Source organism: Polaribacter sp. 2405UD43-2 (assembly GCF_058147125.1).
In genome coordinates, this window is sequence record NZ_JBYVJX010000007.1 from 1 (window position 1) to 20,606 (window position 20,606).

The 20,606-nt window shown below is 29.8% G+C and carries 19 protein-coding genes; 10 read left to right on the forward strand and 9 right to left on the reverse strand.

Annotated elements, in window-relative coordinates; all coding sequences use genetic code 11:
* The first annotated feature begins 182 nt into the window (after positions 1-182).
* From ACY2RX_RS10280 to ACY2RX_RS10295, 4 genes are all read left to right on the forward strand, one after another.
* Positions 183-890, forward strand: coding sequence for a 16S rRNA (uracil(1498)-N(3))-methyltransferase (locus ACY2RX_RS10280; protein WP_490103893.1), 708 nt, complete (start codon positions 183-185; stop codon positions 888-890).
* A 160-nt stretch (positions 891-1,050) separates the two neighbouring features.
* The gene (locus ACY2RX_RS10285; protein ID WP_490103894.1) at positions 1,051-1,692 is read left to right on the forward strand and encodes a DUF4159 domain-containing protein; all 642 of its coding nucleotides are present in this window, start codon (positions 1,051-1,053) and stop codon (positions 1,690-1,692) included.
* Entirely contained in the window at positions 1,676-2,629 is a 954-nt protein-coding gene (locus tag ACY2RX_RS10290) for a bile acid:sodium symporter family protein (protein WP_490103895.1), read from the forward strand. The genes ACY2RX_RS10285 and ACY2RX_RS10290 overlap by 17 nt, the downstream gene beginning before the upstream one ends.
* 10 nt (positions 2,630-2,639) lie before the next feature.
* Entirely contained in the window at positions 2,640-3,689 is a 1,050-nt protein-coding gene (locus ACY2RX_RS10295) for a lysophospholipid acyltransferase family protein (RefSeq protein ID WP_490103896.1), read from the forward strand.
* Between the two features lie 185 nt (positions 3,690-3,874).
* Here ACY2RX_RS10295 and ACY2RX_RS10300 read toward each other — a convergent pair whose 3' ends face one another.
* The 5 genes from ACY2RX_RS10300 to ACY2RX_RS10320 form a co-directional block, all read right to left on the reverse strand.
* Entirely contained in the window at positions 3,875-6,793 is a 2,919-nt protein-coding gene (locus tag ACY2RX_RS10300; RefSeq protein WP_490103897.1) for a serine hydrolase domain-containing protein, read from the reverse strand.
* A 136-nt stretch (positions 6,794-6,929) separates the two neighbouring features.
* Positions 6,930-7,415 carry an ABC transporter ATPase gene (locus ACY2RX_RS10305; protein WP_490103898.1) on the reverse strand — a complete coding sequence of 162 codons (486 nt, stop codon included), beginning with the start codon at positions 7,413-7,415 and terminating at the stop codon, positions 6,930-6,932.
* Positions 7,416-7,451: 36 nt separating this feature from the next.
* Complete coding sequence (locus tag ACY2RX_RS10310; RefSeq protein WP_490103899.1) at positions 7,452-8,321, reverse strand: carboxypeptidase-like regulatory domain-containing protein; 870 nt, start codon at positions 8,319-8,321, stop codon at positions 7,452-7,454.
* A 65-nt stretch (positions 8,322-8,386) separates the two neighbouring features.
* Positions 8,387-9,214 (reverse strand): exonuclease domain-containing protein, encoded by an 828-nt coding sequence (locus ACY2RX_RS10315; protein ID WP_490103900.1) that lies wholly within the window; start codon positions 9,212-9,214, stop codon positions 8,387-8,389.
* 101 nt (positions 9,215-9,315) lie between these two features.
* The gene (locus ACY2RX_RS10320; RefSeq protein WP_490103901.1) at positions 9,316-10,170 is read right to left on the reverse strand and encodes a PPK2 family polyphosphate kinase; all 855 of its coding nucleotides are present in this window, start codon (positions 10,168-10,170) and stop codon (positions 9,316-9,318) included.
* Between the two features lie 109 nt (positions 10,171-10,279).
* Here ACY2RX_RS10320 and ACY2RX_RS10325 point away from each other — a divergent pair, with 109 nt between their 5' ends.
* The 4 genes from ACY2RX_RS10325 to ACY2RX_RS10340 all read left to right on the forward strand — a co-directional run bounded on the left by ACY2RX_RS10325 (position 10,280) and on the right by ACY2RX_RS10340 (position 14,443).
* Positions 10,280-10,948 (forward strand): M15 family metallopeptidase, encoded by a 669-nt coding sequence (locus tag ACY2RX_RS10325; RefSeq protein WP_490103902.1) that lies wholly within the window; start codon positions 10,280-10,282, stop codon positions 10,946-10,948.
* A gap of 79 nt (positions 10,949-11,027) precedes the next feature.
* Entirely contained in the window at positions 11,028-11,699 is a 672-nt protein-coding gene (locus ACY2RX_RS10330; RefSeq protein ID WP_490103903.1) for a hypothetical protein, read from the forward strand.
* A gap of 122 nt (positions 11,700-11,821) precedes the next feature.
* Entirely contained in the window at positions 11,822-12,811 is a 990-nt protein-coding gene (gene pdhA / locus ACY2RX_RS10335; protein WP_490103904.1) for a pyruvate dehydrogenase (acetyl-transferring) E1 component subunit alpha, read from the forward strand.
* A gap of 3 nt (positions 12,812-12,814) precedes the next feature.
* Positions 12,815-14,443: a dihydrolipoyl dehydrogenase family protein gene (locus ACY2RX_RS10340; protein ID WP_490103905.1), complete on the forward strand. Its 1,629-nt coding sequence runs from the start codon at positions 12,815-12,817 to the stop codon at positions 14,441-14,443.
* Positions 14,444-14,524: 81 nt separating this feature from the next.
* Here ACY2RX_RS10340 and ACY2RX_RS10345 read toward each other — a convergent pair whose 3' ends face one another.
* Positions 14,525-15,259 carry a DUF6263 family protein gene (locus tag ACY2RX_RS10345; protein ID WP_490103906.1) on the reverse strand — a complete coding sequence of 245 codons (735 nt, stop codon included), beginning with the start codon at positions 15,257-15,259 and terminating at the stop codon, positions 14,525-14,527.
* Between the two features lie 65 nt (positions 15,260-15,324).
* A complete protein-coding gene (locus ACY2RX_RS10350) occupies positions 15,325-16,641 on the reverse strand; it encodes a dihydrolipoamide acetyltransferase family protein (RefSeq protein ID WP_490103907.1) in 1,317 nt (438 codons plus the stop codon).
* Positions 16,642-16,938: 297 nt separating this feature from the next.
* Here ACY2RX_RS10350 and ACY2RX_RS10355 point away from each other — a divergent pair, with 297 nt between their 5' ends.
* Positions 16,939-17,514: a YceI family protein gene (locus ACY2RX_RS10355; RefSeq protein ID WP_490103908.1), complete on the forward strand. Its 576-nt coding sequence runs from the start codon at positions 16,939-16,941 to the stop codon at positions 17,512-17,514.
* A 22-nt stretch (positions 17,515-17,536) separates the two neighbouring features.
* Positions 17,537-18,874 (forward strand): hypothetical protein, encoded by a 1,338-nt coding sequence (locus tag ACY2RX_RS10360; protein WP_490103909.1) that lies wholly within the window; start codon positions 17,537-17,539, stop codon positions 18,872-18,874.
* Positions 18,875-18,942: 68 nt separating this feature from the next.
* Here ACY2RX_RS10360 and hemF read toward each other — a convergent pair whose 3' ends face one another.
* Both hemF and ACY2RX_RS10370 read right to left on the reverse strand, forming a co-directional pair.
* Entirely contained in the window at positions 18,943-19,845 is a 903-nt protein-coding gene (gene hemF / locus ACY2RX_RS10365) for an oxygen-dependent coproporphyrinogen oxidase (protein ID WP_490103910.1), read from the reverse strand.
* Positions 19,826-20,581, reverse strand: a complete 756-nt coding sequence (locus ACY2RX_RS10370) for an EI24 domain-containing protein (RefSeq protein WP_490103911.1) — start codon at positions 20,579-20,581, stop codon at positions 19,826-19,828. The genes hemF and ACY2RX_RS10370 overlap by 20 nt, the downstream gene beginning before the upstream one ends.
* Positions 20,582-20,606: the final 25 nt, after the last annotated feature.

Genomic DNA, 20,606 nt, shown 5'->3' on the forward strand with positions numbered 1-20,606 from the left:
GTTAGCAGTTAGCAGTTAGCAGTTAGCAGTTAGCAGTTAGCAGTTAGCAGTTAGCAGTTAGCAGTTAGCAGTTAGCAGTTAGCAAAAATGAAAATTTTATCACTCTACAACTTTGCGACTTTGAAACTTTAAAACTTTGAACCTTTGAACCTTTGAACCTTTGAACCTTTGAACCTTAAAAAATGCAACTATTCTATAATTCTGATATAACAACTAAAACTTCTCAAATTACTTTTGATAAAATTGAGAGTAGGCATATAGTTCGTGTTTTGCGTAAAAAGGAAAATGACATTCTAAAAATTACCAACGGAAAAGGCTTTTTATTTGATGCTAAAATTAGTTTTGCTAGTGATAAAAAATGCATAGCAGAAATCATTAATTCTACAGAAAAACCAAAACCTTGGAAATATTATTTACACATTGCAATTGCCCCAACAAAAAATAATGATAGAATTGAATGGTTTTTAGAAAAAGCTACAGAGATTGGCATTGATGAAATTACACCAATCATCTGCCAAAATTCAGAACGTAGAGTTGTAAAATTAGAACGATTTGAAAAAATCATACAATCTGCAATGAAACAATCTTTAAAATTTACCTTACCAAAACTGAATGAACCTATAAAATTTACTAAGTTTATTAACCAAAATTTTGATGGTAAAATTTGTATTGCACATTGTGAAGATGATGACAAAAACGTATTAAAATCTGTAGTAAATCCATCAGAAAAAGCCACTATTTTAATTGGTCCTGAAGGCGATTTTTCATCCGAAGAAATTAAAAAATGTTTAGAAAAAAACTTCATTCCTATTTCTCTTGGCGAAAGTAGATTGCGTACAGAAACTGCTGGTTTAGTGGCTGTAAATACGGTTTCTTTTATCAATCAATAGTTTTTAAATTCGTATTCTTAACTAATTGCCCACTTTTTTGTTGCAAGTCAAGTTTTAAAACTAAAAAAGAAAAGTGTAATACTATTAAAATTTTAATGGCGTTTTTTTACTCTCAAAATTGAAATTACTATCTTGCTTTCAATTCCTATCAAAAAAATTAATGAAGCAAACTTTATCTCTTTTTTTTACTTTCCTTTTTATACAAATAAATAGTCAAGAAGTTGCCATTTTAAAATATAATGGTGGTGGAGATTGGTATGCAAACCCAACTGCGATTCCAAATTTAGTAGCGTTTGCAAACCAAAACATTAAAACCAATATTTCTAAAAATCCGCAGGTAGTTGCTATTGATAGTGAAGATATTTTTAACTTTCCATTATTATTTATGACGGGTCATGGAAATGTCTTTTTTTCTGATGATGATGCCAATAACCTAAAAAATTATTTAATTTCTGGTGGATTTTTGCATATCTCAGACAATTATGGATTGGATAAATTTATTAGAAGAGAATTAAAGAAAGTATTTCCAAAATTAGAATTTAAAGAAATTCCTACAAATCATCCTATTTATAATCAGACTTTTAAATTCCCTAATGGGATGCCTAAAATACACGAACATAACAAAAAACCTGCACAAGGTTTTGGTTTGTTTTACCAAGGAAGATTGGTAGTTTTTTATGATTACGAAACTGATTTAAGTGATGGCTGGGAAGATGAAATTATACATAACAACCCAAAAAGTGTTAGAGAAAAAGCATTAAAAATGGGCGCTAATATTATTGAGTATGCTTTTAAAAACTAACCCAAAAATCGACATAGATGCCATAAAAATAAACTTTGACACAGAAGGTTTATGGGTTTTAAATATTGCCATTGCTATTATTATGTTTGGCGTAGCTTTAGGTATTTCTGTTAATGATTTTAAACGATTGTTTAAAAACCCAAAAATTGTTTTTGTAGGGGTTTTATCGCAATTTTTCTTATTGCCAGCAGTAACCTTTTTAGCAATATTAATTATAAAACCTCACCCCAGTTTTGCCTTGGGAATGATGATGATTGCTGCTTGCCCTGGTGGAAATGTCTCTAACTTTTTTAGCAAAATGGCGGGTGGAAACGCTGCATTATCTGTAAGTTTAACAGCTTTTGCTACGCTAATTTGTATTTTTATGACTCCTTTTAATTTACAATTTTGGGGAAGTTTATATGAACCTACAAACAAAATTCTACAAACAGTTTCTTTAAACCCTTATGACTTATTTAAACTCGTTTCTTTAATTTTAGGAATCCCATTAATTTGTGGAATGATTATAAAGCACTATTATTCTGAAATGGCAAACAAAATAGAAAAAGTTTTAAAACCACTCTCAATGCTCGTTTTTATTGCATTGATTTTTATCGCATTTTCTCAAAATTTAGATATTTTTATCAATCATATTCATCACGTTTTATTCTTGGTCATTTCCCATAATATCTTTGCTTTTATCTTAGGTTTTTACACCGCCAAAACGTTTAAATTAGATAAAAAAGATTGCAAAACCATTGCTATGGAAACCGGAATTCAGAATGGTGGTTTAGGTTTATTACTAATTTTTGGTTTCTTTGAAGGTTTAGGCGGAATGGCTTTATTAGCAGCTTTCTGGGGAATTTGGGATGTTTTTTCTGGAATGGCTTTAGCCACTTTCTGGGGCAATAAAACAAAAAAAGAAACAGTTACAAACATAAAACAAGCAACAAATTAATTAGAGTAATTTGAAAACACTTTGGTACAACTTTTTTAAACTCATAATTAAATCTAGCCTTTTCTTTTACGCTAAAAGAATTACTGTTTCTGGCAAAGAAAATATTCCTAAAAAAGGTGCCATTTTATTTGCTGTAAACCATCCAAACGGATTGATAGATCCGCTAATTGTTGCTACAAATATTCCTAGAATTAATCATTTTTTGGTGAGAGCAGCTGTTTTTAAAAAACCTTTGGTCAAGAAATTTTTGGCTACTTTAAATTTAATGCCTATTTATAGAATTAGAGATGGAGCCAGTCTGTTAGGAAAAAACCACGAGATTTTTAATCATTGCTTTGATATTTTTAAAAAAGGAGAAACTTTAATGATTTTCCCAGAAGGAAGCCACAACAGAAAAAGAACCATAAGACCTTTAAGTAAAGGATTTACAAGAATTGTTTTTGGTGCTTTAGAAAAATATCCTGATGTAAAAATTGACGTTATTCCTGTAGGTTTAACCTACCAAAATGCTTCTTTTTATCCAACAAAAGTTGCTCTAAATTTTGGAAAACCAATTTCTGCAAATAATTTTTACAACCCTAAAGAGCAAAACATTTCTATTGTAAAACTTAAAAATGAAGTGAGTTCTCAATTAAAAAAACTAAGTGTTCATATTTCTGATGATGAAAATTATGAAAATACTTTGCATAAATTAAATAATGCTCAAGTTGATTTTACTGATGTTGAAACAATAAATAAACTGATTTTATCAAATAAAATTCCTGATAAAAAAAGTAGAAAGACAAATTTGTTAAAACCTCTTTTCTATCTTATAGTTTTAAACAGTTTTTTTTCTTTTATGGTTTGGAAAATGATTTCTAAAAAAGTAGATGAAATTGAATTTGTAGACACATTTAGATTCGGAATTAACACCCTTACTTTTCCAATATTTTACGCAATTCAAACTTGGATTGTCAGTTTATTTTTTGATTGGAATATTGCCAGTATTTACTTACTAATTTCTGTAATAATGATTTTAATATATTCGAAATTTTCTATTACAAATACTGAAAAATTGTAGCTGCAAAAAAGTTAGCAAACAAGTTTAGCCCAGATTGAAACGGCATCCTTTTTTCTGTGCTTTTTAATAAGCATCATTGCGAGGAACGAAGCAATCTCTTCTGGATTATGAGATTGCCACAGTTTGTAAAAACAAACATAGGATGACAGAAAGAAAAAAGATATAGTGAAAAGCTGGAAAAGCTTCTAATCTAAAATAGCATCTTGTATAACTTGCTGAATTTCTGTACGCATATTGCTTTTTATCAAACCACGGTTTTGCATATTTGGGTACACTCTATTTGATAAAAAGACATAGACAATTCCGCTTTTTGGGTCTGCCCAAGTGTAGGTACCTGTAAAACCAGAATGCCCAAAACTCTTATCGGAAACACAACCACAAGTTGCTTTTACATTTTCGTTTAATTGTGGTTTATCAAATCCTAAACCTCTACGCACTTTTTTGTCGGAAAAATATCGCTTATTAAATTTCTCTACAGTAGTTGTTTTTATATAACGTTTGCCGCCATAAAACCCTTTTTGTAAGTACATTTGCATAATTTTTGCAACATCGTTTGCATTGGCGAATAAACCTGCATGACCACCTACACCACCCAACATTGCTGCCCCCATATCATGCACATAACCATGTACTAATTGGTTACGAAAATAATCGTCTTTTTCTGTAGGTACAATCTCTTTTTTAGAAAACTTTTGAAGCGGTAAATAACTGGTTCTGTTAGCGCCTAAAGATTGATAAAATTCTTCATCTACCAATGTATTTATGGGTTTTTTATATTCATCTTCTATGGCTTTTTTAAAAATATAATATCCTAAATCGCTATATTTATAACCTTCGTTTTCTCTCTGATCTACTTCTTTAATGTACTTATAAATACTGTCTTTATAATGTCTGTTTAGATATAAGTTTTTGGCAACTTTAATATTGTATCTTCTCGACTTTTTTGTTCGATAAAAAGCAGACAAGTTTTTACCTGTAATACTATCTTGTGTTTCTTTATAAAAAGGAATCCAAGCTTTTAATTTTCCGTAATGAGATAGTATTTCTTTTACAGAAACTGCTGCTTTATTTGTACCTTCAAAACTTGGTAAAATATCCTTTAAACTTGCATTTAAAGATATTTTATGTTCTTCTTCTGCTTTCATAATTAAAGGTAAAGAAGCCAATATTTTTGTGAGCGAAGCCAAATCGTACACATCAGAATTTTTAACTTTTAGTTTTTTAAAATTTGTATGATAACCGTAACTTTTATTAAAAACTATTTTACCATTTCTAGCTACTAAAACTTGAAAACCTGGTGCCATTTTTTTATCTAAAATAACACTTGCTAAAGAGTCTATTTTTTTTAGTTTTTCTGATGATAAGTTGGCAGCTTCTGGTATGGTGTATTCAAATCTGCTTAAATTAGAAGTCATTAAGCCATCGCCTTCTAAAAAACTATTTTTAATAGAAACTGGTAATTTTCCTTTGGCAGCAAAAGCTCCAAAAAGTAATTGTGCAGAGAGTTCTTGCGACAATTTACTGTTTTGATAAGATACTATTACGCTTTCTATGTTTTCGAAAGTTTTAACCTGCAACAAACTATAAGGACTTGTAAAAACATCTAAAATCACTTTATTTTCTCTTGCAATTTCTTGCAACCAAACCAAGTCTTTATCTTTAAATCTATAACTTTTCCAAGGATGCAAACTCGATTTATGAAAACCTACAATTACTAAATTATAAGACTTTAATTTTTTAATTAAACCATCTAAATTCTTATCAGAAATAATATCAACTTTTGTATAATTTTTCATCATTTTTACAAAATGGGTTCCAGTATCATCACCCAATTTTACATAAGCTATTTTTCTTTTTTCTAAATTTCTGATAGGAACATCACCTTTTACATCTTTAAGAACCGTTAATGAATTTTTTATCAATTCTCTATGTAATAAATCATCTTGAACCGTATTTAAATCTTGTTGAATATTTTCAATTTTAATAGGTTGATACTTATGCAAACCTGCCCAATATTTCGCTTTTAAAATTTTACGAACAGAAAAATTGATTCGTTCTTCTGTTAACGTTTTTAATTCAAGCGCTTTTTTAATTAAAGAAACTGTAGCTGGTACATCTTGCGGAATTAACAACAAATCATTACCTGCTTGTATGGCTGCCAAATCTATTTCTGCAGAAGTTGCATAATTTGTGGCGCCTTTCATATTTAATCCATCTGTAATAATTAAACCGTTAAAGCCCAATTTTTGTTGCAATAAATTAGTGACCACATTTTTAGACAATGAAGTGGGTAATTTACTCTCAGGTTCTAAACTTGGAATGCTTAAATGTGCTGTCATAACACTTGCTACACTAGCATCAAATAATTTTTTATACGGATATAATTCTATGGAATCTAAACGAGCCATATTAAAATTTAAGACAGGTAATGTGTAATGAGAATCTGCTGCTGTATCTCCATGACCTGGAAAGTGTTTTGCGTTGGCTAAAACCCCTTGACTTTGCATTCCTTGCGTAAATGCAATTGCTTTTTGAGTTACGTTTTCTTTGCTTTCGCCAAAAGAACGATTTCCAATAATCGGATTTTCTGGATTTACATTAATATCTACAACAGGCGCAAAGTTTATATGAATTCCTAATCGTTTGCAATGTTTTCCTAAATGCGCTCCAAATTGTTTGACTAAAGAATCGTTTTTAATAGCACCTAAAGTCATATTCCAAGGAAATCTGTAGGTATTTTTTAAACGCATATCTAAACCCCATTCACCATCAAAACCAATCAATAATGGTACTTTTGCAGTATCTTGATATTTATTGTTTAAAATTGCTTGTTTTTCTGGAGTTCCTTGCATAAAAATTAAATTACCAACGTGATATTTGGTAATCATTTCAGTAATAAAATCTTCGTGTTTTTTGTCGAGATTAGAATAGGCTTGCACCATAAATAACTGACCAATTTTTTCATCAACAGTCATTGTATTTAAAATACTATCTACCCAAATTTGTTGAGCTTCAAAATCTTTGGTTACTAAAGGATCTAGTCTTTGTGCAGACAAATGAAACACAAAACCTATAAAAAGGAAAACAAGTAATTCTTTCTTCATATTTATCTAAAACATTTTTTTGGGCGTTTTAACAGGCTTTTCATTATATCTTTTTTTCGTACCTCAAAAAAGGATGCCATTTCAATCCTTAACGCAACATATTTATTTTAGGGAGTTCTTAAATATAAACCAATTTTTATACCAAAAAGCGTTTGTGCCAACTTTCTTTTGCGGGTACTTCCCATTTGGTTTCAAAATCTTCTTTTGTAGCTACCATATTATTAAACACAATAGTTTCTGGAGTTATTCTTTTTTCTTTTACAAACTGCTGAAAATCTGATAATTTTACCAAATTAATATTGTCATTATCTTTAAAAGAAATGTTCATTTTATTCATTAAATCCAGTTGCAATTCTTTTTCTAGTTGTTGAATAAAATGGACAGAACTATCTATAGAACAACCAGAAACATCGTTAAAACTCTCGTCTACAGCCAATACTAAAAACTGATTGTATTTAATGGTAAATGAGCCTTTTAAATCATCTCCATGACGTGTCCAAGAATTGATAAACTCTTCTGCTTTAACAGTAATTAATTCTATTTCTTTTTCATTAAACTCTCTGTCTGATTGATAAATCCAAACGCGAGAATTGTTAGGTAAATTTTTATATTGTGTAAACATATTTTGTGATGTTTAATCGTTTAATTGTGTATTTATTTAATTGGATAAAGCTAAGGAAATTGCTGGAACAAATGAAAAGTTATTGTTTGGCATTGATATTTTATGCCAATTACCTCTAATGAAATAGTATAATCTATTTATTTTTTTATATTCTTTAGATTTGGTTAAACCAATAACTGGTGCATAGTAATTTAATTTTTTATTTTTTTTAATACTCCATTCATATAGATTATAAGGAATCAAAAGTTTTTCAAAAACAACAAATAACCCATTTTTAGGTAATTTAATATAATAATCTTCTAAATTTAATTTAACTATTTTTTGTCCTTTTTCAATAGAAATTGGGATATTTTCATTTAATATATCTTCTCTTGGATTTCCTGTTTTTTCATCAACTGAAAAAATTCTAATTCTAAATTTTGCTTTATGTGAATTTCTTTTTGAAAAATAGATTTTTATATTATCAATATAAAAATTACCATCTAAATTATTAGGAAAATATTTAGCAATCATTCTAATAATATTAGAATGAAATGGTGTAACTCGTCTTTTAACTTTGTCTAAAATAATTTTTTTGCTTCTTTTTTTAGAAATAACAATTTCATCTAATTCAAAAGTTTTTGGTTTTAAAAGCAGTGTTTTATTATATAAATTAGACGCTAAAATAATTGTGTCTTTATAATTTAAGCAAGAAATGTGTATTTTTTCTTTTAGAAGTTTTTTATCAATTTCTAAATTAAAAGTACCGTTTTCTAAAGAAGAAGTTCCTGTGTTAGTTTTTAAAAAGCTAATATTAGCATATATAATTGGTTCATTTGTTTCTTTATCCACTAATTTTCCTTTAAAATTTACTCTTTGAGAAAATACTGATGTTGAAATTAGTAAAAAGAAGATCAGTTTTTTCATATAATTATTCTTTTCTAAGAAAGACCTTTGAGGTTTTAAAAACCTCAAAGGTCTGTAAAAAAAATCTAACGCAAATTAAACTTCTGTTGTAAAGCTTGTAATTTTTCTGCATCCGTCATTGTATTTTTTGGCGCAGACATTCTTTCTTTAATTTCTCTTAAAACCTTTTTTGTATAAAGTGGAAAGTCTGCATTCTGAATCCAATTGTTGTACCCAGGATTTTCTTTTAACACTTCTTCTACAGTTCTTCCTTTGTATTTACCAAAAGAAAAAATTTCTTGATCTTCATCATTCATCAAAATAAAACCAGCAAAATCGGCTCTTTTTCCGTGTGTAGAATATTCGCTTAATGCATCAACCGTATTTTCGATATCATCATATTTATCTAGTTGCGCCAGCAAAATTTCGAAAGTTGCATTCGTATCTGCTTCTGCACCATGTGCTCCTTCTAATTCTTTTCCGCAGTAAAATTGATAACCAGCACTTAAAGTTCTTTGCTCTTTTTTATGAAAAATTACTTGCACATCAATGGCTTTTCTATTTTTCATATCAAAATCGATTCCTGCACGCATTAATTCTTCCGCTAAAAGCGGGATATCAAAACGATTGGAATTAAAACCAGCTAAATCTGAATCTGCAATTATTTCATTAACCTTTGGTGCCAGTTCTTTAAATGTAGGTTCTGTAACTACTTTTTCGTTGGTAATTCCGTGAACATCTGTGGCTTCTTTTGGTATTTCAATTTCTGGATTTACCAACCACGTTTTGCTTTCTTTGTTACCGTTAGGAAACACTTTTAGTATAGAAATTTCTACAATTTTATCTGTTGCAATATTAACTCCTGTGGTTTCTAAATCGAAAAATACGATGGGTTTTTCTAGTTTTAAATTCATTAATTATAGTTCTTAAAGTTTAGAAAGTTGAAAGTTTAGAAAGTTGAAAATTTGTTACAAAACTTTTCAACTTTTTATTTTTCAACTTTAAAACTTAGTTTTTATTCGTTATTTAATTGTGCTTTAAATTCGTCTATTTTATCTAAATCTTTTTTTGATAAAGTAGGCTCTTTAAAATTATATTTTTTTAATTCTTCTAGCACAATGTCTGCCAAAAGTAATCTTGCTGTAGGTTTATCATCCGCAGGAATTACAAACCAAGGTGCATTTTCTTTAGATGTTCTGTTTAATAAATCTTCGTAACAAAATTGATATTTATCCCATAATTTGCGTTCTTTTAAATCGCCTGCAGAAAATTTCCAGTTCTTTTCTGGAATGTTTAATCTGCGTAACAACCTGTTTTTTTGTTCTTCTTTAGATAAATTTAAAAAGAACTTTAACACAATGGTGCCACTATCTGAAATATGTTTTTCAAAATTGTTAATTCTATCCATTCTATGATGATAAAATTCATCATTTAAATCCTCTAAAGTTTTTACATCCGGAATATTTTCACCAAAAATATAATTAGGATGCACTCTTGTTACCAACACATTTTCGTAATGTGTTCTGTTAAAAACACCTATTTTACCTTTGGCAGGCAAAGCTATATAGTGCCTCCATAAAAAATCGTGTTTTAGCTCTAATGCTGTTGGCACTTTAAAACTATGCACTTCTACTCCACGCGCATTTACATCTTTAAAAACCTCTCTAATTAAGCTATCTTTACCAGAAGTATCCATACCTTGCAAGCAAATTAACATACTATATTTGCCTTCTGCATACATCGTATCTTGAATTTTACTGAGCTTTTTTCTGATTTTTTTCAGCTTTTTCTCTGCATCAACAATTACCTTTTTTGTTTTAAAATTTGCAAGCAGAATATTGCTTTTAACTTTGTAATTCTCTCTATTCATTTATTCATAAAATATTTTTTAAAGATAGAAAAAATAGATAATTCTATTTGATTTTATTGATGAAGTTTTCCTAATTAATTCTTAAAATACTTTTTGTTACTTTTGATGTATGAAAAGAGTTCTATTCCTTTTTTTCCTATTTAATTTTACTTTTTCTAAGGCTCAAAAATTGGCTGAAGGTTTTGTTTATTTATCAGATATTGATCATACAATTCAGTCTGAATTAAGGTATTTGAGTAACAATAATTTTATTGGAAAACCAATTGATGGTTACCATAATAATTGTGTAATCACCACAAAAGAAACTGCAAAGGCTTTACAAAAAGTGCAACAAGAATTGTTAAAAAAAGGCTTGAGTTTAAAAATTTTTGACGCTTACAGACCGCAACAAGCCGTAAATCATTTTGTAAGATGGGCAAAGGTTTTAAACGACACTTTAATGAAAAAAGAATTTTACCCAAATGTACCAAAATCAGCGCTTTTTAAACGAGGTTATATTGCCTCTAAATCTGGTCATTCTAGAGGTAGTACTGTAGATTTAACCATCATCAATATTAAAACAGGAAAAGAATTAGATATGGGAAGTCCTTATGATTTTTTCGGAATTCAATCACATCCTTTTTATAAAAACATCACAAAAAAACAAGCAGAAAACAGAATATTACTTCGTAAAATTATGTTAGCAAATAATTTTAAACCTTATGAAAACGAATGGTGGCATTTTACTTTAAGAAACGAACCTTATCCTAAAACTTACTTTAATTTTACAGTAGAATAGTAAGTTTTAACAATTTCTAAACGACTTCAATAAAAATCGGCATTATATTTGTAGAAAATTGGCTAGAAAGCCATACCTAATGAAATTAAATTTTAAATTTCTTTTTTTATTGATAAGTCTTCTGACTGCAAATCAAGCATTTGCTCAGTTAGACAATAATTCTGGCAACAAAGAAAAAGGAAAAAGCAAAGCCATTTTTTTAAAGAGCTCTAAAGCTGTTAAAAATCCAAAAACGATAGAACTTAATAATAACAATGGTTTTAAGAGTGCTTACGATAAAGAAAAAGACAAATTAAAAAAGCAGCAAGCAAAAAATGCTTACAAAAACAAAGGCATTATTACCCAAGCTAAATTAAGCGAAGAGCGTTTTTTAAAAGCTTTTAAGAAAATAAATGGGCAATATATTTATCCAAAAATAGACCAAGATTTAGGAAGTTTTAGAACAGATTCTAAAAGTGTAAATATTATTTGTAGAGATTTCCAATATCCTGATGGAGATAGAGTTACAATACTTGTAAATGATATACCTGTTGTATTAAATATTGTTTTAAGACAAAGTTATCAGAAATTTAATATTCCTTTACAAGTTGGCTTAAATAAAATTGCTTTTAAAGCACTAAATCAAGGAACTTCTGGCCCTAATACAGCAGCATTTAAAGTATACAATGATGCAGGTATGTTAATTTCTTCTAACGAATGGAATTTAGCTACTGGTGCTAAAGCTACGTTAATCATAGCAAAGAGTAAATAATACCTTTACGAAAACGTTAGAGTTAAATTCCTAAAATCGTGTTTTTTTATTCTATACAAAACAGTTATTTTTGTATTTCGATTATATTAAAATAGTCTATAAAACAAACAATAATAACTGGAATGAAAAAAATCACCAAACAAACTTATTTAGATTGGTACAAAGACATGCTTTTCTGGCGTAAGTTCGAAGACAAATTGGCTTCTGTTTACATTCAACAAAAAGTTAGAGGTTTCTTACACTTATACAATGGTCAAGAAGCAATTTTAGCAGGTGCATTGCACGCAATGGATTTATCTAAAGACAAAATGATTACTGCTTACAGAAACCACGTGCAACCAATTGGTATGGGAGAAGATCCTAAACGTGTGATGGCCGAATTGTATGGAAAAGTAACAGGAACTTCTAAAGGAATGGGCGGTTCTATGCATATTTTTTCTAAAGAACACGGTTTTTACGGAGGTCATGGTATTGTTGGTGGGCAAATTCCTTTAGGTGCTGGTATCGCTTTTGGTGATAAGTACAAAGGTAGTGATGCCGTTACTTTATGTTGTTTTGGTGATGGTGCTTCTAGACAAGGGTCTTTACATGAAGCATTTAATATGGCAATGCTTTGGAAACTGCCTGTAATTTTTATTTGTGAAAATAATGGTTATGCTATGGGAACTTCTGTAGATAGAACCGCAAATCATCCAGATATTTGGAAACTTGGGTTAGGATATAAAATGCCTTGTGGACCAGTAGACGCTATGAATCCTATTAAAGTTGCAGAAGCTGTAGATGAAGCTATACAAAGAGCAAGACGTGGAGATGGCCCCACTTTCTTAGAAATGAAAACCTACAGATATAGAGGTCACTCAATGTCTGATGCTCAACATTACAGAACTAAAAAAGAAGTAGAAGAATACAAAAAAATAGATCCAATTACACAAGTTTTAGAGGTAATTAAAGATAAAAACTATGCAACTTCAGACGAAATTGCTGCAATAGATAAAGAGGTAAAAACTATGGTAAAAGAATGTGAACAATTCGCAGAAGAATCTCCATATCCACCAGTAAATCAATTATATGATGTTGTTTATGAACAAGAAGATTATCCTTTTATAAGTTAAAATATGGCTACAATTATAAATATGCCTAGATTAAGCGACACTATGGAAGAAGGTGTTGTGGCAAAATGGTTAAAGAATGTTGGTGATAAAGTTGAAGAAGGCGATATTTTAGCTGAAATTGAAACCGATAAAGCCACTATGGAATTTGAGTCTTTTTACGAAGGAACTCTTTTACACATTGGTATTCAAGAAGGAGAAACATCTCCTGTAGATGTTTTATTAGCTATTATCGGCGAAGAAGGAGAAGACATTTCTGCCTTGTTAAACAATAATGCCAAACCAACTAAAGAAGAAACTAAGGAAGACAAAAAAGAGGAAACTTCTTCTGAGAATAGTTCTTCAGATACGGTTGCCATTCCTGATGGAGTACAAGTAATTTCTATGCCTCGTTTAAGTGATACTATGACAGATGGTACAGTTGCTACTTGGTTAAAGAAAGTTGGAGAATCTGTAGAAGAAGGTGATATACTTGCTGAAATTGAAACCGATAAAGCCACAATGGAGTTTGAATCTTTTTATGAAGGAACACTTTTATATGTGGGCGTACAAGAAGGAGAAACAGCTCCTGTAGATAGTTTATTAGCCATTATTGGCCCTGCTGGCACAGATGTTTCTGCAATTGTTGCCAATGGTGGAATCAGCAATTCTAATAACGAAAAACCTGCTGCAAAATCTTCTGAAAAAACAGTAGAAAAACCTATTGCTAAGAAAGAAGAAACAAAAACAGTTGCTTCTACAAACAATTCTGGCGGACGTATTTTTGCATCTCCTTTAGCTAAGAAAATTGCTTCTGATAAAGGAATTAATTTAGCTAATGTTAATGGTTCTGGAGAAAATGGTAGAATCATCAAAAAAGATGTAGAAAATTATACTCCTGTTGCTAAACAAGTAGAATCAGTTAAAACTGAATCAAGTTCTGCACCTGTTACAAGTTTTGTTGCTGCTGGCGAAGAAAAATCGGAAGAAGTTAAGAACTCTCAAATGCGTAAAGCAATTGCAAAATCTTTAGGAAACTCTAAGTTTTCTGCTCCTGATTTCAGTTTAAATATTGAAGTTGATATGGACAATGCAATGGCTTCAAGAAAAACAATTAATGCAATACCAGATACAAAAGTATCTTTTAATGATATGGTTGTAAAAGCTTGTGCTATGGCTTTACAAAAACATCCGCAAGTAAATACATCTTGGACAGATAACAGCACCGTTTTTCATAGTCATATTCACGTAGGTGTTGCTGTTGCTGTAGATGATGGGTTATTAGTGCCTGTTGTAAAACATACAAACCAATTGAGTTTAACTCAAATTGGAGCATCTGTTAAAGATTTGGCAGGAAAAGCAAGAAACAAAAAAATTACCCCTGCAGAAATGCAAGGAAGTACATTTACAGTTTCTAACTTAGGAATGTTTGGTATCGATAATTTTACATCTATTATTAATCAACCAAATTCTGCAATTTTATCTGTTGGTGCCATTGTTGAAAAACCTGTTGTTAAAAACGGGCAAATAGTTGTGGGTAACACTATGAAATTGACTTTAACGTGCGACCACAGAACTGTAGATGGTGCTGTTGGAGCGCAGTTTTTACAAACTTTAAAAACGTTTATCGAAAATCCTGTTACTATGTTAGCATAGTTCGTTTCTGATAAAATATATACTAAAAAATGCCTTGAGAAATTCTCAAGGCATTTTTTGTGTTTTATAAATAGAGTACGTTTATTTTTTACTCATTGTCATCGTTACTTTTGATATTAATTCTTGACCACTCACAGACAAATTCATATCTATTAGAGAGTTTTCAGGAATTCCAGATTTAATATCAATATCCATATTACCCGATATTTGTCCAGTTGCCATTCCAGAAACTTCACCAGAAAGATCTAATACAACTTTATCTTTTAAAACCGATTTTACCTTATAAACAAAATCCATTTTCATTCCTTTTTCATTTTTAGACATTGTCCAAGTACTACCAACCTTTACTTTTTCTTTCGGATAAACTACGTTACTAGATTGATTTGCAATATCTTCCATACCAGGGACATTAGGTTCTACTTTAGCTTCTAAAATCTGTCCTAAATTATTTCCTTTGGCTGTTATTAGAGCTTCTAACATTGGTCCCATTTGAGATTTTATCATTTTTCCTGCATCATCTAACTCATCATCACTTTTAGAAGAATCGAAACTTACAATATTACCACCTTGTAACATATCCATAGTAATTTTGGTGAATTTCATTTCGCTATTGTAAGTATCTCCATTTACATCTAAAACTTTAATATCCATATTAAGAGTCATCCCCATAGACATTATTGTTCCCATTTCTTGAGACATTTTCATAGAAACATTGTAAGTTGCTCCTTTTTCATAATTTAATCTTAATAATACCGATTTTTGTGCTGAAGTAATATTTGAAGAAATAACTAAAAATAAGATTAACAATTTTTTCATTCTTTTTGTTTTATTTATTAATATTTTGTTTTTGCGAAGAGTGTTTTTTTTAAATTATTATAATTTTAAAACTCTTGATTTACATCCCAAGCTTCTAAAGTTTCTTTTAACGTTTTAATAAACATACCACCTAAAGCTCCATTAACAACTCTATGATCATAAGAATGCGATACAAACATTTTTTGTCTGATTCCTATAAAATCTCCTTCTGGGGTTTCTATAACTGCAGGAACTTTTCTAATGGCTCCTAAAGCTAAAATTGCTACTTGTGGTTGATTGATAATTGGTGTTCCCATAACAGAACCAAAACTACCTACGTTTGTAACAGTGTATGTTCCGTCTTGAATTTCATCTGGTTTTAAAGCGTTATTTCTTGCTCTATTTGCCAAATCATTTACAGATTTTGTCATACCTACTAAATTCAACTGATCTGCATTTTTTATTACTGGAACAATTAAATTTCCATCGGGAAGTGCAGCTGCCATTCCTAAATTAATATTTTTCTTTTTGATGATAGAATCTCCATCAACAGCAATATTAATTAAAGGATATTTTTTAATTGTTGTAGCAATTGCCTGCATTAATATTGGAGTAAATGTCAGTTTCTCTCCTTCTCTTTTAAAGAATGCATCTTTTACTTTATTACGCCATTTTACAATATTGGTAACATCGATTTCTATAAATGATTGCACATGGGCAGAAGTCTGCACAGAATCTACCATATGTTTGGCAATCAGTTTGCCCATTCTGCTCATTTCAATAATTTCATCTCCACCATTAACAGAAATAGGAGTGGTTTTAGCAACGGGTTTTTCAATTTCTTTTGACACTTCAACTTTAACAGGCGTCACAACTTTTGGTGTAGCATTACCTCTATTATTTATGTAAGATAAAATATCATCTTTGGTAACTCTACCATCTTTACCAGAACCAACAATAGTTTCTAACTCACGCATAGAAACGCCTTCTGTTTGAGCAATATTTCTTACCAAAGGCGAATAAAATTTACCAGAATCAGAAGTTTTAGCAATTGGTATTGCAGTAACTTCTACAGCTTTTTCAATTGTTTTTTCTACTTCTTCTACCTGAGTTTTTTCGTTTTCATTAGAAATGAAAACTTCTTTATGACTTTCGTCTTCTCCTTCTGTTTCTATAACTGCAATTGTTTCTCCAACAGCAACAACATCATCTTTTTGAAATAAAACCTCAACTAGAGTACCTTCTACTTCAGATGGCACTTCAGAATCTACTTTATCTGTAGCTATTTCTACCACAGCTTCATCTAATTCAATAGTGTCTCCAACTTCTTTTAACCAAGAAGTGATTGTTGCTTCTGCAACACTTTCTCCCATTTTTGGTAACTTTAATTCAAATCTTGCCATTTCTATCTGATTTTACAGATTGTAAAAGTACTAAAAAACTAGTTCTTAGCTTAAAAAAATCAAAAAAAAACACTTAAAGAAACGTCTTTACAAATTACACATTCTTTAAAATAATACTGCTTTAACTTATTTTATTTAAATTAAAAATAGGTTTTTACTCAATTTATTCAATTATTCCTAATATTGAATTTATGATTTTTACAAAAAAATTAAAATTTATTAGTTTATAGACTATGATTTTTATCATCAATTTACTATCAATTAAAAGTTAAATTTGTACTAGAAATTCTGATTATTATGAGAAATATATTTTTTATATTAACTATTTTATTAGGTTTTAATAGTATTTCAAAGGCTCAAGAAACCGCTAAAAGTGTATCATTAAATATAAAATTACCTAGTAGTGTTTTAATAAAAGGCACCTCCACACTTCACGATTGGAAAAGCACTGTTGAAAAAACAGATGCCGAATTAACAGTAAATAATTTAAAAGATGTAAATATTGAAACTTTAAATGTAAAAGTGCAAGTATTAAGCATTAAAAGTGGTAAAAGAATAATGGATAAACTTACTTATAAAGCTCTAAAAGCTAAAGAATATCCAATAATAACATTTGTATTCATAAAAGGAGAAATTATAACAGAAGACGCTAACTTTATTAATATAAAATTAATAGGAGATTTATCTATTGCTGGTGTTACAAAAAATGTTTCAGTACTTACAAAAATAAACAAAGAAGGAAAATCTATAGTTTTAAAAGGAGAGCACAAATTAAAAATGACTGATTTTGGCATAAAACCACCAAGAGCTTTACTTGGAACTATAAAAACAGGCGATGAAATAACCATAGAATTTAAATTAACTTTTGAATAATAACTTATAAATACAAACAATTATGAAAACAATAAAAAACATAGTATTAATTGTATTGGTAACTCTTTTTGGAGTAACTGCCAACGCACAGAAAACTCAATATCTACGACAAGCAGGATATGATGGGTTAAATGTTTTTGAAACAAAAAAAACAAATGATATAGAATTTGAAAAACTATCAATTAAAGTAGGTGGTGATTTCGCTATTCAATTCCAAGCTTTAGACCACTCAAATGATTTAAATAATTTAACTCCTATTGGCGGTAACGTAAACTTACCAACTGCCAATTTAAATTTTGATGTACAATTAGCAGACGGAATAAGAATGCATTTAAGAACTTTTCTTTCTTCTAGACATCATAATGAAACTTGGGTAAAAGGCGGATATATTCAAATGGATAAACTAGATTTCATAAAAAAAGACTTCTTAAAAAACATTATGGATGTAACAACCTTAAGAATTGGTGTAGACCAATTAAACTACGGTGATGCTCATTTTAGAAGAACTGATAATGCAATGGCTATTTATAACCCTTTTGTTGGTAATTACATTATGGATGCTTACACAGTAGAACCATTTGTTGAAATTACGATACAACCTAAAAATTACGTTTTTGTTGCCGGTATTTCTAATGGTTTATTAAACCCATCAGTAAATAAAACTATTACTCCTTGGGGTTCTAAAAAAATTACTGGCGAAAAAGATCTTAAAATTACTTTCTATGGTAAATTAGGAATTGACCGTCAAGTAAATGAAGATTTAAGAGTACGTTTAACAGGTTCTTTTATTAGCGAAAGTGGTTATAATAACGGAGACCATTTATATAATGGAGATCGTGCTGGATCTAGATATTATAACTTATTCAATTATAATAAAAAAGGAGATTTTACTTCTGGAGGAGACTTTTCAGGAAGATTTAATCCTGGTTTTAAAAGAAATACTTCATACCAAATCAACCCATTTATACAATACAAAGGTTTAGAGTTCTTTGGAATTTACGAAACTAGTAAAGGAAGCAAAGCAGAAGGAAATGTAGAAGGGTCTTTTACACAATTAGGAACTGAATTATTATATAGATTCGGAGAAAAAGGTCAATTCTATATTGGAGGTAGATACAACTCTGTAGATGGTAATGCAGACTATGCTTCTGGAAAAACCAAACCAAACAAACAAAAAATTACTAGAACCAATATTGGTGGTGGTTGGTTTATGACCAAAAATATTTTAATGAAAGCAGAATATGTTAAACAATCTTACAATTCTGATGCTAAAGCTTGGACACCTAATGCGTGGACAACTCCAACATTATCTGGTGCAAAAATGAATGGTGTTGTACTTGAAGCTGTAATCTCTTTCTAATAATTTTATTAAAATTTATTAAAAAGCAGGAACATTGTTCCTGCTTTTTTTATTGATTTCGAAATTTTCTAAACCCAATCTTTAGGTTTTGCTAAAACTTTAAGTAGTTTGTTTTCTTCAGAATTTTCTTTAGGATGATGATTGTATTTCCATTGAACAGTTGGTGGTAAACTCATTAAAATACTTTCTATTCTCCCATTGGTTTTAAGCCCAAATAAAGTTCCTCTATCGTGTACTAAATTAAACTCTACATATCTTCCACGTCTTACTTCTTGCCAATCTTTGTGGGCTGACTTGTATTTAATATTTTTTCTACGCTCTACAATTGGCACATAAGATTCTAAAAAGCTATTCCCAATTTCTGTTACAAAGTTATAACGATCTTGCATCGAAAACGTATCTGTTTTCTTCAAATAATCAAAAAAAAGTCCACCAATTCCTCGAGCTTCATTTCTGTGTGAATTCCAAAAATAGGTATCACAGGTTTCCTTAAATTTAGGGTAAAATTCTAAATGATGTGTATCACAGGCTTCTTTACAAACAGAATGAAAATGAACCACATCTTCTTCAAATAAATAATAAGGTGTTAAATCTTGTCCACCACCAAACCATTTCGTAACAATGTTTCCTACATCATCATACATTTCAAAATAACGCCAATTTGCATGCACAGTTGGCACAAACGGATTTACAGGATGCAAAACTAAACTTAATCCACAAGCAAAAAAGTTGCCTTCTTTTACTCCAAATTGTTTTCTTAATGCTTCTGGTAATTCTCCAAAAACTTTAGAAATATTTACACCACCTTTTTCAAAAATACTCCCGTTTTCTATAACACGAGTTCTTCCACCACCTCCTTCTTTACGTTTCCAGTTATCTTCTTGAAATTTTGCTTTCCCATCTACTTCTTCTAATTTAGACGTAATGGTATTTTGTAAGTTCTCAATGTAATTATAAAATTGATCTTTCATTTTCTTTATTTAACAATTCAACTGTTTTTACAGAAGCTGCAGTTACTGATAAAGGCAAAACAATGATAATTCCTATTACTGGAATTAACAAACACAGCATAAAAACGACTCCATTACCAATAGAAAAACCTTTGTTTTTACCAACAAAATTAATGCTTTGCTTATAATTTAAATGTCTTTCTAAAGTATAATCCATATTACCAAAACCTGCATAATAAGATTGTACTAGAAATAATAAAAGTGTAGAAAATATATTTACTAGCGGAATAAACTTTAATAACAAAATAGGAATCGTTATCAATAATTCTTTTGCTAAATTTCTAATATTAATTCGAATTCCTCTTATTAATTGTTCTTGAAAAGTGGTTTTTCTATGTTGATGTTTTAAATTTCCGTTAATATGCTTCTCTATTTTTTCTGAAACAGGACTCATAAATGGTGCAGACAATGCCAGAATAATATGTTTGTACAAAATTAAACCAATAACCAAGACGAAAATTGCACCTATAACAGAGGTAATTGTAGTTACGGTTTCTTTTCCCCAATCCCATATCCAGATTTTAGCTAAAAAAATGCCAATATTGTCGGACAAACCATAAGCTGTAAAACCTATAATTGTTGCCGTTAACACACTAATTATTATAGGAATTGCAAAGTATCTCCAGAGTTTTAGCTTAGATATTAAACCAAAAGCACCAGCGTATGAATTTATTCCTGAAAGTATGTTTTTAATCATTGGACTATCCTTACTCCTTTCCAAA